This window comes from Escherichia sp. MAL-1, assembly GCF_052948035.1.
This window is the reverse complement of sequence record NZ_CM129609.1, coordinates 1828962-1843473: the sequence shown is the minus strand read 5'-3', so window position 1 is coordinate 1843473 and position 14512 is coordinate 1828962. Positions and strand designations below refer to the sequence as shown.

At 52.9% G+C, this 14512-nt stretch carries 13 protein-coding genes; all 13 read right to left on the bottom strand.

Going from position 1 to position 14512, the window contains the following annotated elements; all coding sequences use genetic code 11:
* Nucleotides 1–421: 421 nt before the first annotated feature.
* The 13 genes from wzxC to wcaB all read right to left on the bottom strand — a co-directional run bounded on the left by wzxC (nt 422) and on the right by wcaB (nt 14510).
* Nucleotides 422–1900: a colanic acid undecaprenyl disphosphate flippase WzxC gene (wzxC, locus tag ACU8XX_RS08830; protein ID WP_016242252.1), complete on the bottom strand. Its 1479-nt coding sequence runs from the start codon at nt 1898–1900 to the stop codon at nt 422–424.
* A 1-nt stretch (nt 1901) separates the two neighbouring features.
* Complete coding sequence (gene wcaJ / locus ACU8XX_RS08825) at nt 1902–3296, bottom strand: undecaprenyl-phosphate glucose phosphotransferase (RefSeq protein ID WP_000183130.1); 1395 nt, start codon at nt 3294–3296, stop codon at nt 1902–1904.
* Between the two features lie 54 nt (nt 3297–3350).
* Nucleotides 3351–4721: a colanic acid biosynthesis phosphomannomutase CpsG gene (cpsG, locus tag ACU8XX_RS08820; RefSeq protein ID WP_077526400.1), complete on the bottom strand. Its 1371-nt coding sequence runs from the start codon at nt 4719–4721 to the stop codon at nt 3351–3353.
* Between the two features lie 192 nt (nt 4722–4913).
* Nucleotides 4914–6350, bottom strand: a complete 1437-nt coding sequence (gene cpsB, locus ACU8XX_RS08815; RefSeq protein ID WP_000079308.1) for a mannose-1-phosphate guanyltransferase — start codon at nt 6348–6350, stop codon at nt 4914–4916.
* A 2-nt stretch (nt 6351–6352) separates the two neighbouring features.
* On the bottom strand, nt 6353–7576 hold the full coding sequence (wcaI, locus tag ACU8XX_RS08810; protein WP_000699700.1) for a colanic acid biosynthesis fucosyltransferase WcaI: 1224 nt from the start codon (nt 7574–7576) through the stop codon (nt 6353–6355).
* Nucleotides 7573–8052 (bottom strand): GDP-mannose mannosyl hydrolase, encoded by a 480-nt coding sequence (gene gmm, locus ACU8XX_RS08805; RefSeq protein WP_000479827.1) that lies wholly within the window; start codon nt 8050–8052, stop codon nt 7573–7575. The genes wcaI and gmm overlap by 4 nt, the downstream gene beginning before the upstream one ends.
* Before the next feature lie 2 nt (nt 8053–8054).
* Nucleotides 8055–9020, bottom strand: coding sequence for a GDP-L-fucose synthase (gene fcl / locus ACU8XX_RS08800; protein WP_000043615.1), 966 nt, complete (start codon nt 9018–9020; stop codon nt 8055–8057).
* Nucleotides 9021–9022: 2 nt separating this feature from the next.
* The gene (gene gmd, locus ACU8XX_RS08795) at nt 9023–10144 is read right to left on the bottom strand and encodes a GDP-mannose 4,6-dehydratase (RefSeq protein ID WP_000048190.1); all 1122 of its coding nucleotides are present in this window, start codon (nt 10142–10144) and stop codon (nt 9023–9025) included.
* A 25-nt stretch (nt 10145–10169) separates the two neighbouring features.
* Nucleotides 10170–10718, bottom strand: a complete 549-nt coding sequence (gene wcaF / locus ACU8XX_RS08790) for a colanic acid biosynthesis acetyltransferase WcaF (protein WP_001153547.1) — start codon at nt 10716–10718, stop codon at nt 10170–10172.
* A 140-nt stretch (nt 10719–10858) separates the two neighbouring features.
* A complete protein-coding gene (gene wcaE, locus ACU8XX_RS08785) occupies nt 10859–11605 on the bottom strand; it encodes a colanic acid biosynthesis glycosyltransferase WcaE (RefSeq protein ID WP_000927060.1) in 747 nt (248 codons plus the stop codon).
* Between the two features lie 10 nt (nt 11606–11615).
* Complete coding sequence (wcaD, locus tag ACU8XX_RS08780; protein ID WP_032170039.1) at nt 11616–12833, bottom strand: colanic acid polymerase WcaD; 1218 nt, start codon at nt 12831–12833, stop codon at nt 11616–11618.
* Nucleotides 12808–14025 (bottom strand): colanic acid biosynthesis glycosyltransferase WcaC, encoded by a 1218-nt coding sequence (gene wcaC, locus ACU8XX_RS08775; RefSeq protein ID WP_032170040.1) that lies wholly within the window; start codon nt 14023–14025, stop codon nt 12808–12810. Before wcaC ends, wcaD begins: the two co-directional genes overlap by 26 nt.
* Nucleotides 14022–14510, bottom strand: coding sequence for a colanic acid biosynthesis acetyltransferase WcaB (gene wcaB, locus ACU8XX_RS08770; protein WP_000888740.1), 489 nt, complete (start codon nt 14508–14510; stop codon nt 14022–14024). The genes wcaC and wcaB overlap by 4 nt, the downstream gene beginning before the upstream one ends.
* Nucleotides 14511–14512: the final 2 nt, after the last annotated feature.

The window sequence follows — 14512 nt, the reverse complement described above, 5'->3', positions numbered from 1 at the left end:
ATCCGGCATTCAGTGCCTGATGCGACGCTGACGCGTCTTATCAGGCCTACAGGTCCCGAGCACAGAACCGTAGGATGGATAAGGCGTTCACGCCGCATCCGGCATTCAGTGCCTGATGCGACGCTGGCGCGTCTTATCAGGCCTACAAGACCCGAGCACAGAACCGTAGGCCGGATAAGGCGTTTTACGCCGCATCCGGCATTCAGTGCCTGATGCGACGCTGGCGCGTCTTATCGGGCCTACAAGATCCAAGCCCTGAACCGTAGGCCGGATAAGGCGTTCACGCCGCATCCGGCATTCAGTGCCTGATGCGACGCTGACGCGTCTTATCAGGCCTACAGGTCCCGAGCACAGAACCGTAGGATGGATAAGGCGTTTTACGCTGCACCCGGCAACCGTTGTCGGAACCGAAAACAACAACTCACCCCGCCCGTAAAAGCATTTTCATTTTTTCGCTGCGACAAAACTGACGCTTCACTTCCACCACCAGCGGATGGCGCGACAGCACAATCATCACCACAAACGCCAGCACGCCCGCGGCTATTTGCACCGCCAGCAGCATCCCCAGCGCCAGTTGCCCTTTCAGCACAATGCCCAGCGCATAACTGCCCCCCAGCGTCGGCAGCGAGAGATAAAACGGCAGCCATAAACTCAGGATGTACTGGCGATAACTGGAACCAAGAACCGGTTTAATCATCACGAAGTAACTCAGAATGGTGTTGATAATCTGCACCAGCAGGAAACCGAGCGTGACGCCGATTGCGCCCGCCATCTGCCCACCAATAACAATCGCCGGAATAAACAGAAATGTTTTGAATACGTTGAATTTAAAGCTGATATCGACCCGCGCTTTCGCCATCAGCAGCGAACCAATCGGGTTACCCACCGAACGCAGCAGACCCACCACACACAGCAATTGCAGCACCGGAATAATGCTGTTCCACTTCTCACCAAATACTAGCGGTACAAAGTTATTCGCCACCACCATCAGCCCCAGCAGCGCCGGAAAATTGATAATCCCCACTACCGACAGCAGCTTGTAGAAGTTAACGCGCAGCTTTTCGGTGTCGTCCTGAATTTTGGCAAACGCCGGAAATAACACGCGGGTGATGATTGGGTTCAGCTTCATCGGTGGCACAACGGCCACGTTGTACGCCAGGTTGTAGCCCCCTGCCACGCCCGCGCCGAGAATACGCGCCAGCACCAGCGTTGAAAGGTTGGTATTGAGATAGTTGATGATGCTGTCCGCCGTCAGCCAGGCACCAAAGCGTAAGTTCGGTGCCACCGACGCCAGCGAGAAATGCAGACCGGGGCGATAAATTTTGCGGCCAAAGTAGCCAAACAGCAGCGTTCTCACCGCACTATTGACCAGATAACCGAGGATCGCGGTCATCGCCAGCGGCCAGAAATGGGCGCTAACCACCGTAAAAGTGAAGCCCGCCAGCACCGCGCTGGTTTCGATCATGCCGATTTTGTTGAACTCCAGCTCCTTCTGCATCAACGCGCGGAACTGTTGCCCGTGGGGGATTACCACAAACGCCAGCGACAATGTTTTAATCAACGGTGCCAGGTCCGGGTTATTCAGCACGTCGCCGATGAGATCACTCAACAAAAACACCGCCACGCACACCACGATCCCCAGCCCGACGTTCAGCCAGTACAACGTGGTGAGTTCAAGGTGACTGATTTCTTTTCGCTGAATAATCGAGTTAGCGATACCGAAGTCAGAAAGCGTATCTGCCAGCGCGATGATCACCAGCGACACGGTAAGCAAACCGAACTGGTGGTTGTCGATAATCCGCGCCAGCACGGTCATCTGTACCAGCCCGAGGCCGATGATGATCACCGTAGCAATCGCCGACCACTTCGCGCCGCTGATGGTTTTTTCACGTAAGCTCATATCAATATGCCGCTTTGTTAACGAAGCCTTTGAATACCGTCAGGAAAACGATTTTGATATCGAACCAGACGCTCCATTCGCGGATGTACTCAAGGTCGAACTCGACGCGTTTTTCCATTTTCTCCAGCGTGTCGGTTTCGCCGCGCCAGCCGTTAATCTGCGCCCAGCCGGTAATGCCCGGTTTCACTTTGTGGCGCAGCATGTAGCCTTCAATGAGCTGGCGATACTGTTCGTTATGCGCTACTGCGTGCGGACGTGGCCCGACAATCGACATCCCGCCGGTCAGCACATTGATAAACTGCGGCAATTCATCCAGCGAGGTGCGGCGCAGAAAGTTCCCCACTTTGGTGACGCGCGGATCGTTCTGCGTCGCCTGGGTCACCACTTTGTCGTTCTCCATCACTTTCATGGAACGAAACTTCCACACTTTGATCGGCTTGCCATCCATGCCATAGCGAGTCTGGCGGAAAATAACCGGCCCTGGTGAACTGAGTTTCACCGCCAGCGCAATACAGCACAGCACCGGGGAGATCAGCAGCAGAATAAGCGTCGCCAGCACAATGTCTTCCGCACGTTTTAGCAAGCGGTTAACCCCGGAAAGTGGCGTGTCATACAGCGGCACCACCGGAACGCCGTTCATCTCTTCGAGACGTGAATGGAGAATGTTGAAAGTAAAGACGTCGGGGATCAGCAGCACCGAACAGGTGGTGTCCGCCAATTGATGGACCAGTTTTTTCACTCGCGCGCCGTCGCACATTTGCATCGCGATATAGACGTTATGAATCTTGCCCGCTTTCGCATCCTCGACCAGCTGTTGCAGGTTACCCGCCCAGTCGTTAGAAACGCCGCCCGGTTTCGGGTCGTGGTAAACCCCCACCACTTCAAACCCTAACCACGGCTGATTACGGAAGCTCTCCATCAGCATTTGCCCGGCGGCTAAATCCCCCGCCACCGCGACCATGCGCTTGTTATAGCCATGATTACGCAGCCAGCCCGCCCCAATGCGAATACACGAACGGCAAACCACCAGTCCGATACTGGTCAGCCCATACCACGCCAGCCAGATTTTCAGTTGCGTGTCGAAATCATTGTTGAACGCCACCAGTCCGGCGCTGAAAATCACGCTTAAGGTCCAGTTTTGTAGCAACAGGGCAAATTCTGTCGCTGCCCGAACACCGCGCCATGAGCGATAAAAATCGGTGATGCCGCCCAACATCTGGAACACCACCAGCGTAATCAGCGCCACCAACAGGTGCATGTAGAGGAATGACAGTCCGCTCACTTCGCAAACCAGCCATAGTCCGGCAAACATGATGGTGATATCTGAAAAGCGTTGCACCATAGAGATTAACGATGCATTGGTTTTCGCTCGCTCGCGCTTTTTTAGATTTGTCATCGTTGTTCCTGTTATTAGCCCCTTACCCGCAGTGGGGTAAGGGAAGATCCGACATTACTCATTCAGCAACGTCAGCAGAGTTCGCGTTCGCGCTTCCATCAGCGGCACATCACCGCGCGATTCCACATTCAGGCGCACCACCGGTTCGGTGTTGGAGGTGCGCAGGTTAAAGCGCCAGTCGGCAAAGGTCATGCTGATGCCATCGGTACGATCCACCGCCAGCGCCTCACGGCTAAAATGCTGTTCGACGCGATTAATCGCCTCAACGGGTTGCGCCAGTTTGCTGTTGATCTCACCGCTTGCCGGAAACGCAGCCATCCGGTCGCGCACCAGTTCGCCCAGCGTTTTTCCTTTCAGGCACACCAGTTCGGCGACCAGCAGCCACGGGATCATGCCGCTGTCGCAGTAAGCGAAATCACGGAAGTAATGGTGGGCGCTCATTTCGCCACCGTAGATGGCGTCTTCCTTGCGCATCCGTTCTTTAATAAAGGCGTGTCCGGTTTTCGACATTACCGGAGTGCCGCCCGCGGCGGTCACCACATCAACGGTATTCCAGGAGAGACGTGGATCGTGGATGATCTTCGCGCCGGGATTTTTTTCGAGGAACGCTTCTGCCAGCAGGCCGACAATGTAGTAGCCCTCGATAAACTGCCCTTTTTCGTCAAACAGGAAACAGCGATCAAAATCACCGTCAAAGGCAATGCCCATATCCGCGCCGTGTTTAATGACCGCATTGCGGGTGTCGTCGCGACATTCCGGCAGCAGCGGGTTAGGAATACCGTTGGGGAAATTGCCGTCGGGCGTGTTGTGCACTTTGATCAATTCCACGGGTGCGCCGAGGGCTTTAAAGCGGGCTTCGATGGCGTCAACTACCGGACCCGCTGCGCCGTTTCCGGAGTTGATCACCAGCTTGAGCGGCGTAAGGTTTTTGACGTTGATATAACCGAACAGGTGATCAACGTAAGCGTCACGCAGATTGATTTGCTGATAGCGACCGCGTTTGGTTTCATCGACGGGAGGAAAGTCGTTGGCTTCAGCCAGACGCTGGACATCGCGCAGTCCGGTATCGCCGCTGATCGGGCGAGCCCCCTCGCGAACCAGCTTCATGCCGTTATAATCCATCGGATTATGGCTGGCGGTAACTTCAATGCCGCCATCCACGCCGAGATGGAACGTGGCGAAATAGATCTCTTCGGTGCCGGACATGCCGATATCCAGCACATCGACGCCCGCATCCTGTAAACCTCTCGCCAGCGCCAGTTTTAAGGTTTCGCTGGTGAGGCGGACATCACCGCCTAACACAATGGTTTTCGGTTTGTGAAATTCGCCATAAGCGCGACCAATGCGCCAGGCAATATCTTCATTCAGTTCTTCGCCTAATTTCCCGCGAATATCATAGGCTTTAAAGCAGGTTAATTTTTTCATATCGTTACCCTTTTTCAGGCAATAGTTGGCCCTGACCGAAGCGGCCAATTTTGTTTTTGTCGTTATTTACACCGCGGTTTCGCATTCATTGCCTGATGCGACGCTGCCGCGTCTTATCAGGCCTACAAATCCGAACCGTAGGTCGGATAAGGCGTTCACGCCGCATCCGACAAACAGCTCCTGATGCGACGTTTACACCCGTCCGTAGCGATCCGCGAAGCGCACCACATCATCCTCTTCGAGATAAGAGCCGGAGCGCACTTCAATTAAATCGAGCGGAATTTTCCCCGGGTTTTCCAGGCAGTGCGTCGCCCCCAGCGGAATATAAATGGACTCGTTTTCACCAAGCAGTTTGATATCACCGTCAATGGTGACTTTTGCCGTTCCCGCGACAACCACCCAGTGTTCCGCACGGTGATGGTGCATCTGTACCGACAAGCCTTCGCCCGGTTTCACGGTGATGCGTTTCACCTGGTAGCGGTCGCCCGCGTCGATAGAGTCATATTTGCCCCACGGACGATACACTTCGCGATGTACCCGATGCTCATGGCGACCATCGGCTTTGATCTGCTCGACCACTTTTTTCACATCCTGCACCGCGTTACGGTCGGCAATCAGCACCGCATCTTTGGTCTGCACCACCACCAGATCTTTCACCCCGACGGTGGTGACCAGGCCAGATTCGGCGTACACATAGCTGTTTTCAGTTTTGTGATTAATCACATCGCCATGGCAAACGTTGCCCTCGGCGGTGTGGGCGCTAATTTCCCATAATGAGGACCAGGAGCCGACATCGCTCCAGCCCGCATCCATCGGCACCACAACAGCATCTGCCGTACGTTCCATGACCGCGTAATCCACCGACTCTTCCGGGCAGGCGAGAAACGCTTCTTCATCCACGCGAATAAAATCGAGATCCGAATCAATGGCGCTCATCGCTTTTTCACAGGCATCGAGAATATCCGGGCGATATTTTTTCAGTTCTTCGAGATAGCGTCCGGCGCGGAACAGGAACATGCCGCTGTTCCAGTAATATTCGCCGCTTGCCACATAGGCCTGGGCGGTTTCCAGATTCGGTTTTTCGACAAACTGCGCCACTTCAAAGGCCACCGTATCCTGCTCACCCGCAGACACTTCACCGCGACGAATATAGCCATAACCGGTTTCTGGTAGATCCGGCACAATGCCGAAGGTCACCAGCTTGCCCGCTTCGGCATACGGCATGGCATTACGCACGGCGGCACGGAACGCGTCTTCATCGGCAATCACATGATCCGCCGCCAATACCAGCATTAACGGGTCGCTCTCCGGGCTATGACGTGTTGCCGCCAGCGCCGCCAGCGCAATGGCAGGTGCCGTGTTTCGCCCTGCCGGTTCGAGAATAATGTTCTCGGTAAGTTTGTTCAGTTGACGCAGCTGTTCCGCGACAATAAAGCGGTGCTGCTCATTGCAAATCACCACTGGGCTTTCGCACTCCACGCCGTTCAGGCGGCAGATGGTGGTTTGCAGCATGGTGAGATCGCCTTTCAGGCATAAAAACTGCTTGGGGTAAAGTACGCGGGAAAGCGGCCATAAGCGGCTACCAGAGCCACCTGCCATCACAACTGGATAGAGTTTCGACTGCGCCATAATTATCCCCGAATATCATTTATAAATTGACGTAACACGTTCTCTTTATCGAGTGTGCGTTCGGCATATTCACGTGCCACCGTGTTGTGTTTGGGCAGCAGGAGCGCCTGACGGATCCCCGCCACCAGCGCCTCGACCGATTCCGGTTCAACGCAAACCGCAATGCCCGGAAAGGTTTCGCAAAGCTGTCCCAGTTCTGTGTGGGCTTCTGCAGTAATCACCGCGTTACCGCCTACCGCCAGAATATTGGTCAGTTTCGACGGCAATACGGCATCTGCCGCGCCGCGTTTTTGCACCACCAGATGGCAATCGCCCATCTTCAGCAGTGCGGGTAAAGCGTCATACGATTGCAGCGGAAAAAATTGCATGTTGCGCAGACCACGCTGTTGCGCCATTTTTTCCAGCCGCGCTTTGCCGCCGCCCTGCCCGACAATGGCAAAAATCAGCGGTTCATCGCGCAGGAGATCGGCAGCTTCAATAACGTTTTCCAGCCCCTGCTTTTCACCAATATTGCCGGAGTAAAGAATGATTTTTTTGTTATCCGGCAGGCCAAGCTGGTTACGAAGGGCATCAACATCGGCATCTGCAATATGCTGAAAACGGGCAATTTCCGACCAGTTGGGGAAGAAGATGACGTTTTCCGCCGCCACGCCTTTATCGATGGCTTTATTCATCATCGAACGCGAAATCGTGGAGACGTTATCGACGTTATGCAGTCCGCTACGTTCGAACGCCGTCGCCAGCTGTGCCACTTTGCCGCCTTTGCCTTTTCCGGCAAGGCCCAGCCCCAGCATGGCATCTACTTCGTAATCCTGAATATGCAGCACGGTACGCGCACCAGAGAGTTTCGCCAGCAGGCGCATTCCCGGCGTGCAAAACAGCGTTGGCACCACGCCGATAATGCGATCCGGCTTCCAGCGACGTTGCGCCATCAGAGGAAAGAAACTGCTGACGGCAAAACTGCCGAGATGTAACAGGCGTTTCAGGGTGCTCGGCTGTTTTGGCACGTACAGCGGGCAGCGCCACACCGTGGCGGCCCCCTCTTCTCGTTTGTACCGCCAGGCGGAATAGTTCTCGCCCACCTGCCATTGCGGGTAGTAAGGCGGTGCGGTAATAACCCGCACCTCATGACCTTGTGCCGCCAGCCATTCCACCATCTCTCCGGTGTATTTGCCGATGCCGGTTAACTCCGGCGAGTAGTTAATGCCGTAGACCAGTATTTTCATAATCCGGGTACTCCGGCACGCTTCTCAGCGAGAAAATAGGCGCGGCTGTTAGCGTGAACATTGTCACTGGCGAGCAGTGCGTCCGGCGTCAGCCAGCGGTAATCGTCATGCTGCTCATCCGGCAGTAACAGCTCTTCTTCCGCTACTCTGAAGCGAAAACCGAGCACCACATAGTGAGTGGTGAAATCCTTGCCGGAGAAGTTATCGTCATAAAAGTGCTGCCAGACACCGTAGAACTGGCCTGCTGTTATCGGCAGACGCAGCCCCAGTTCCGCCATCGTCAGCCGCTCAAATGCGGCTTCCAGCGTTTCATCTTTCTGCACGCGCCCTCCCGGCACAAACCAGTAACCCTGCGCCGGGCGGTTGGTTCTTTTACCAAGCAGAAACTCGCCGCGACTGTTCTCGATAATAAAGTCGAGAGAGACAAGCGGAGTGGAGCGCACTACCGTGGCAAAGTCTTCCTGACGTAAAAACATCATTACCCCCGAAAGCGGTCTTGATTCTCAAGGAACCACTGGTAAGTGCTGGCAAGCCCCGCTTCCAGTGAGATTTCGTGATACCAGCCAAGCTGATGCAGGCGCGTCACATCCAGCAGTTTGCGCGGCGTACCATCCGGCTTGCTGGCATCAAAAACCACCCGACCTTTGTAACCCACCACTTTGGCGATGGTTTGCGCCAGCTCGCGGATAGTGCAGTCAACGCCCGTGCCGACGTTAATGTGCGACAGCATCGGCTGGGTGTTCTCCAGCCAGACTTCATGCGCCAGCTCCATGACATGAATGCTCGCCGCCGCCATATCATCGACGTGCAGGAATTCACGCATCGGTGTACCGCTACCCCACACCACCACGTCCGGTGCATTCTGTGCCGTCGCCTCGTGGAAGCGACGCAGCAATGCAGGGATCACATGCGAATTACTCGGGTGGAAGTTGTCATGCGGGCCATACAGGTTGGTCGGCATGACTGAGCGGTAATCGCGTCCATACTGGCGATTGTATGATTCGCACAGTTTGATCCCGGCGATTTTGGCAATAGCATAAGGCTCGTTAGTCGGCTCCAGCGTGCCCTGCAACAACTCGCTTTCTGCCATCGGCTGTTTTGCCAGTTTCGGGTAGATGCAGGACGATCCGAGAAACAGCAGTTTGTTCACGTCGTTCTGATGCGCGGCGTGAATGATGTTGCTCTCAATCATCATGTTCTGGTAGATGAAATCCGCCGGATAGGTGTTGTTGGCAACAATGCCGCCCACTTTCGCCGCCGCCAGATAGACCTGGTCAATGCTTTCGCTGGCAAAGAAATCATGCACGGCGCGGCTGTCCAGCAGGTTCAGTTCATCGCGGGTGCGTAATACCAGCTCCACATCACCGCGCTGTTCGAGCTGTCGCCTGATGGCGGAACCGACCATTCCGCGATGGCCAGCAATAAAAATGCGTTGTTTACTCATGCTTATGACTCCAGCGCGATCGCCACGTCGTAGCCGTGAGATTTCAGCAGAGAGTGTTTTTTCGCCGCTTCGAGGTCATTAGCCACCATTTCAGACACCATCTCTCTGAGGGTGATTTCCGGTTTCCAGCCCAGTTTTTCGTGCGCTTTGGTCGGGTCGCCGAGCAGCGTTTCAACTTCTGCCGGACGGAAGTAACGCGGGTCAACAGCGATAATCACATCACCCGGTTTAACGCCCGGCGCGTCATGCCCGGTGACGGAAACCACAATGCCCTTCTCTTCAACGCCCGTGCCTTCAAAGCGCAGTTTGATGCCCAGCTGTGCTGCCGCCATTTCCACGAACTGACGCACGGAGTACTGAACTCCGGTCGCGATAACGAAATCTTCCGGCTGTTCCTGTTGCAGCATCATCCACTGCATTTTTACGTAGTCTTTGGCGTGGCCCCAGTCACGCAGGGAATCCATATTGCCGAGGTACAGGCACGACTCCAGCCCCTGGGCGATGTTGGCGATTGCGCGGGTGATTTTGCGGGTAACGAAGGTTTCGCCGCGGCGCGGGGATTCATGGTTGAAGAGAATTCCGTTACAGGCGTACATGCCGTAGGATTCACGGTAGTTAACGGTGATCCAGTAGGCGTACAGTTTGGCGACCGCATACGGAGATCGCGGGTAGAACGGCGTGGTCTCTTTCTGCGGAATTTCCTGCACCAGACCATACAGTTCAGAGGTGGAAGCCTGATAGAAACGAGTTTTCTTTTCCAGACCGAGGAAGCGGATCGCCTCCAGCAGGCGCAGCGTACCCATCGCGTCGACGTCAGCGGTATATTCTGGTGACTCAAAAGAGACCGCAACGTGGCTCATTGCGCCCAGGTTGTACACTTCATCCGGCTGTACTTCACGCAAAATGCGCGTCAGGTTAGAGGTATCACTCAGGTCGCCATAATGCAGATGGAATTTCGGGTTGCAGGTGTGCGGATCCTGATAAATGTGATCCACGCGCTCGGTGTTGAATGACGATGCGCGACGCTTAATACCATGCACCTCGTAACCTTTTTCCAGCAGAAACTCTGCCAGGTAAGAACCGTCTTGTCCGGTTACACCGGTGATGAGAGCGACTTTTGACATGTATTATTCCTCTGTATTTTTGAATTTATTCAGTTTCAACGCGTTCGCGTATCACCACTGCGGGATTCCCCCGGCAAACCACATTTGCCGGAAGCGATTTAAAAACACTGCTTCGTGCACCCACGACGGTGCCGTCGCCGATTGTGACGCCTGGGGCAACAAAGACATCGGTTGCCAGCCAGCATTTCTCGCCAATCACAATAGGCGTGGCGTTAATGGTGAAATGTTGACTTGCATGGTCGTGGCTACCGGTGCATAAATAACTTTTTTGCGATATCACCGAATGTGCGCCAATGGTTATTTCACCGAGGGTATATAAATTGACGTCATCGCCGACCCACGCGTAATCACCTAAGGTTAATTTCCACGGATAGGTAATTTTTACTGACGGACGAATAACTACGTTTTTTCCTATTTTTGCTCCGAATAAACGTAATAAAAAAGCCCGCCAGCGATACAATACTTGTGGCGACCAGGCAAATATTGTTGCCTGTACTGCCCACCATAATTGCACTTTAATAGCGTTGCCGCCCCGGAACCCTTTCGGCACCGAGAAACCGCTTAAATCTTGCATTGGTTTTCCTTATGTACTCTAAATAATTCGAGTTGCAGGAAGGCGGCAAGAGAGTGAATCCCCAGGAGCTTACATAAGTAAGTGACTGGGGTGAACGAACGCATCCGCAGCACATGCAACTTGAAGTATGACGAGTATATTCAGCTTTTGTTATATAAGGCTTTCGTCTTTGAGGTAGTACGCTGGCGTAAATGCCAGGATAATTCTGCCCAGAAGCCAGGCACATGTAATATTTGCCGTTGGACTTTTTTGGCGTCAGCACACAATTCCATATTATTGGTGGTTGATACCCCACCCATAGAAAATTCAGACACCAGGCCATTGAGTTTTTTAAATGCATAACCTGCTTTATACATTTTAGCTGCCAGCGCGTAATCAGAAGAAACTTTATATTCCAGGTCATAACGCCATTTTTTCAAACCGGATACCGGGAAAAATATCGCCTGATGGCTGGCGGGCAGGCTGTGATAAATATACCAACCCGGTTTAGCACTACGCTTAATTTTATGCCCGTCGCCAAAATCCAGCAGCGCATCGCCGGTGATCATCACGTTATCTTTTTGCATTTTTAACTTACGAACAAAATTTGCGGCATCCTGATGAAAAATATCGCCCGAGTTGAGAAACAACGCGAACTTGCCTTGTGCCATCGCAATGCCCTTGTTCATGGCGTCGTAGATACCGTTATCTGGCTCGCTGACAAAGCGTAGGTTATAGATACTATTGAGATTCTCCAGATACTCACGGGTACCGTCGTTGGAACCGCCATCGACAACAATCCATTCGAAGCTGATATCGTCCGCCTGCGCCAGATGCGCCAGCGAGGCATGTGTTTTGACTATCCCTTCGAGGTTACGAAACGCGACAGTGATTATGCTAAGCAACATGTTCTTATTCTTACCTCGTAATATTTAACGCTTTTCGCAAAATAAACGGACAGACGATTAAAAATGCATATTCCGGGCTAAATATCGAACCGGTAAAAAACAGCGAAACCGGAGTAAAAAGATATAATTGCACGCGAAAATTGCGGTTATCACCAAAAGCGTTGATCATCATTTTTATCACTTTCCCCATGTACCACAGCGATAAAAACACCGCGAACCAGGAAAAATAAATAATCAGCAGATACAAACCATTGTCTATGGTTTTTCCGACATCCGCACCGTTAAATATTCCGAATGATGCGACATATTCATAAAGTGAGCCAAATCTGACTACACCGTCAATATGGGTCAAAGAATAACCGACCATCACCAGCGGACCGACAATACGATAATATGACGACGATCCTTCCTTACCTAAATCGCCCAGACGGGTGGAAATATAAGGAAACGCGATTACCACACCAACCAGGAATACAGCCAGAGAAATCAATGCTAACGGTAACTTTTTCTTAATCGCCTCTTTATTCAGATATTGAAATGCCCACTCCAGCAAATAAAACAGGATAAAGGTCATAACCCCTGAAAACGATCCGGATAATATTATCCCTGCGAGAATCATAGCATCTGTTTTAGGCGTTTTGATACCAAACTGTTTGATGCTGAGCCAAATTGAGATTAATGCCAGAGCGAAAAATGCCGGTTCGAAATAAAGTGCTGTCGTGCGCTTGCCGCCGAATTTAATGAAATTCAGCACATAGCTGTTGCTGTAAATCAGATATTTCGAAATCGACTCCATAATACTGCTGCCACCGGTGAGGATAATTTGTGCCATCTCCACCGCCGCCAGCGCCACCACCAGCCCGACCACCAGATAAAAGAAACGTAATATCTTGCGATGGTTGTGTGGCGAAATTGTTTTAAAACGAATACTCCACACCATGCCAATAATGATCACAATATAGACAAACAGCATAGTTGAAGTGACGTATTTACTGGCATCCAGCGACTGACCAAACAGATAGTTAAACGCCGTGAGTCCCGCGCCAATCCCTAAGGCAATCATCAATTTTTTAACGCTGATGCGTTCTAAAAACAGCAGTAACAAGACAGGTAAAAAAGTGACGATGGTGATGGGGAAACTTTCGCCAAGCTGGGCGATTTTGACGTTAACCAGCAGATAAATCAGCGGCAGCAACAGGTAGCTACAGATTCTGATAGAAGTTGACATACTCCTCCAGCATCTGTTGTCCACTGTAGGCGGCGCGGCTGCGTTGGCTGAACTCAGCCAGCGTGGTACCAAATATCGCCTGCGCGATTTCCGGTTTGCTTAACTGCACCAGTTGCAGCACCTCTTCTTCGCTGACGGTTTTACCGCCGGATTTTTGCAACACTTCCCGCGCCGCATCGCTATGGGTGGCAATCACCGGCACGCCAATCGATAGCGCCTCACACAAAATCAGCGGGTAGTTATCGACGCGAGAACTGAATACCAGCGCATCCATCTGATTGAGCGCGCTCATCAGCTTACGTTTGTCGGTTTCAAAGCCGTGATTAACCACGTTGCCAGCGGTGAACGGCGAGAACTTACCAAAGGTATGCAGTTCAATTTTGTCGCCCAGCGCCATCATCTCGCGTACCAGTTGCTGGTTAGTTTTGCCGTCGTAACGCAGATCATGCGCCACCACCGCGATTTTCGGCTTGCCCTGGGTTTCGCGCACCGGAGGCAAGTCCGCCAGAATCGCTTCAGTTGCCATATCAATGCCATTATTGATAATCCGGCAACGCCCTGGACCGTACAGGCTATTGAAAGCGTCAGCCACATGCTGGCTGGGGGAAATAAACTGACAGCCCAGCGCCAGCATCTCACGGAATAACTGGCGTTTGCCCGCCACCAGTTGGTGTGCGCGATCAATCTTCACCGGCGGATAGTTATTTAAGGTCGGGCATTTCTGGCAGCCTGTTTTCCAGCCTTCGCAACCGTCGGTAAAGGCGCAGCGTCCGGTAACACTCCAGTGGTCGTGCAGCGTCCAGACCAGAGTGACCTCCGGTTTATGGTTTTTCACTTTTTCGCAAAAGCGCACCACGCTCTTAAGATTTAGCCAGTAGCTGTGCAGCACATGAAAATGCAGGACCACCGGACCCGCTGTGCGAGTAATGGTGCGATATAACTCATTGAAATTGCCAAACAGATCGCGATTAAACAGACGAAACAGAGCAATATTCGCCATCGCGGTCATCCGCGGCGTATGTTTGATGACCTGCGGATAGTTCTGATGGCTGACGCTCTCTTTGCCGCCTTTGCCGTAACCGTAGACAAAATGTGACGCCAGCCCCTGTTGCAGCGCACGCTGGTGGAGATCTAACGCCACACCTGCTGCCCCGCCTTCCGCCAGTCGCACATTAAATTGCAAAATATTCATTTAATTACCTTCACTCGCGCTTTTTCTCCCACCACCAGCGCGTTGTCCGGGACAGAGTCGAGCACCACGCTGCCCGCGCCCACGGTGACGTTGTTACCAAGCGTGATATCACCAAGAATAATGACGTTGGCACCGAGTTCGACGCCGTTGCCAATGTGTGGACATGCCATGTTATCGGCACCACGATTGCCGATAGTGACGCCGTGGCGAATGGTAAAATCATCCCCCGCTACCACGTTTTTATTGATCACGACGGCGTAACCGTGATGGATAGTAAAGCGGCGGCCAATGGTCGCGGCAGCCTGGATTTCATAACCGAAAAAGCATTCGGTGATAATGCGATACAGCACCAGCAGCGGGGCCGCCCACAGATTGTTGAGGACGTTCTTTTTGCGCCACACCGAACAAAAATGAGCAACACGATAGGCAAGAACCATGCAGCACGGGCGTAAACTCCAGCTGTTGGCGCGCAGATCTTCCAGCATCT

Coding starts and splice junctions, on each gene's coding strand:
- fcl (WP_000043615.1), bottom strand. CDS start 9,020: ATGAGTAAACAACGCATTTTTATTGCTGGCCATCGCGGAATGGTCGGT.
- wcaD (WP_032170039.1), bottom strand. CDS start 12,833: ATGTCAACTTCTATCAGAATCTGTAGCTACCTGTTGCTGCCGCTGATT.
- wcaB (WP_000888740.1), bottom strand. CDS start 14,510: ATGCTGGAAGATCTGCGCGCCAACAGCTGGAGTTTACGCCCGTGCTGC.
- wcaI (WP_000699700.1), bottom strand. CDS start 7,576: ATGAAAATACTGGTCTACGGCATTAACTACTCGCCGGAGTTAACCGGC.
- wcaE (WP_000927060.1), bottom strand. CDS start 11,605: ATGTTGCTTAGCATAATCACTGTCGCGTTTCGTAACCTCGAAGGGATA.
- wcaF (WP_001153547.1), bottom strand. CDS start 10,718: ATGCAAGATTTAAGCGGTTTCTCGGTGCCGAAAGGGTTCCGGGGCGGC.
- gmd (WP_000048190.1), bottom strand. CDS start 10,144: ATGTCAAAAGTCGCTCTCATCACCGGTGTAACCGGACAAGACGGTTCT.
- cpsB (WP_000079308.1), bottom strand. CDS start 6,350: ATGGCGCAGTCGAAACTCTATCCAGTTGTGATGGCAGGTGGCTCTGGT.
- wzxC (WP_016242252.1), bottom strand. CDS start 1,900: ATGAGCTTACGTGAAAAAACCATCAGCGGCGCGAAGTGGTCGGCGATT.
- wcaC (WP_032170040.1), bottom strand. CDS start 14,025: ATGAATATTTTGCAATTTAATGTGCGACTGGCGGAAGGCGGGGCAGCA.
- gmm (WP_000479827.1), bottom strand. CDS start 8,052: ATGTTTTTACGTCAGGAAGACTTTGCCACGGTAGTGCGCTCCACTCCG.
- wcaJ (WP_000183130.1), bottom strand. CDS start 3,296: ATGACAAATCTAAAAAAGCGCGAGCGAGCGAAAACCAATGCATCGTTA.
- cpsG (WP_077526400.1), bottom strand. CDS start 4,721: ATGAAAAAATTAACCTGCTTTAAAGCCTATGATATTCGCGGGAAATTA.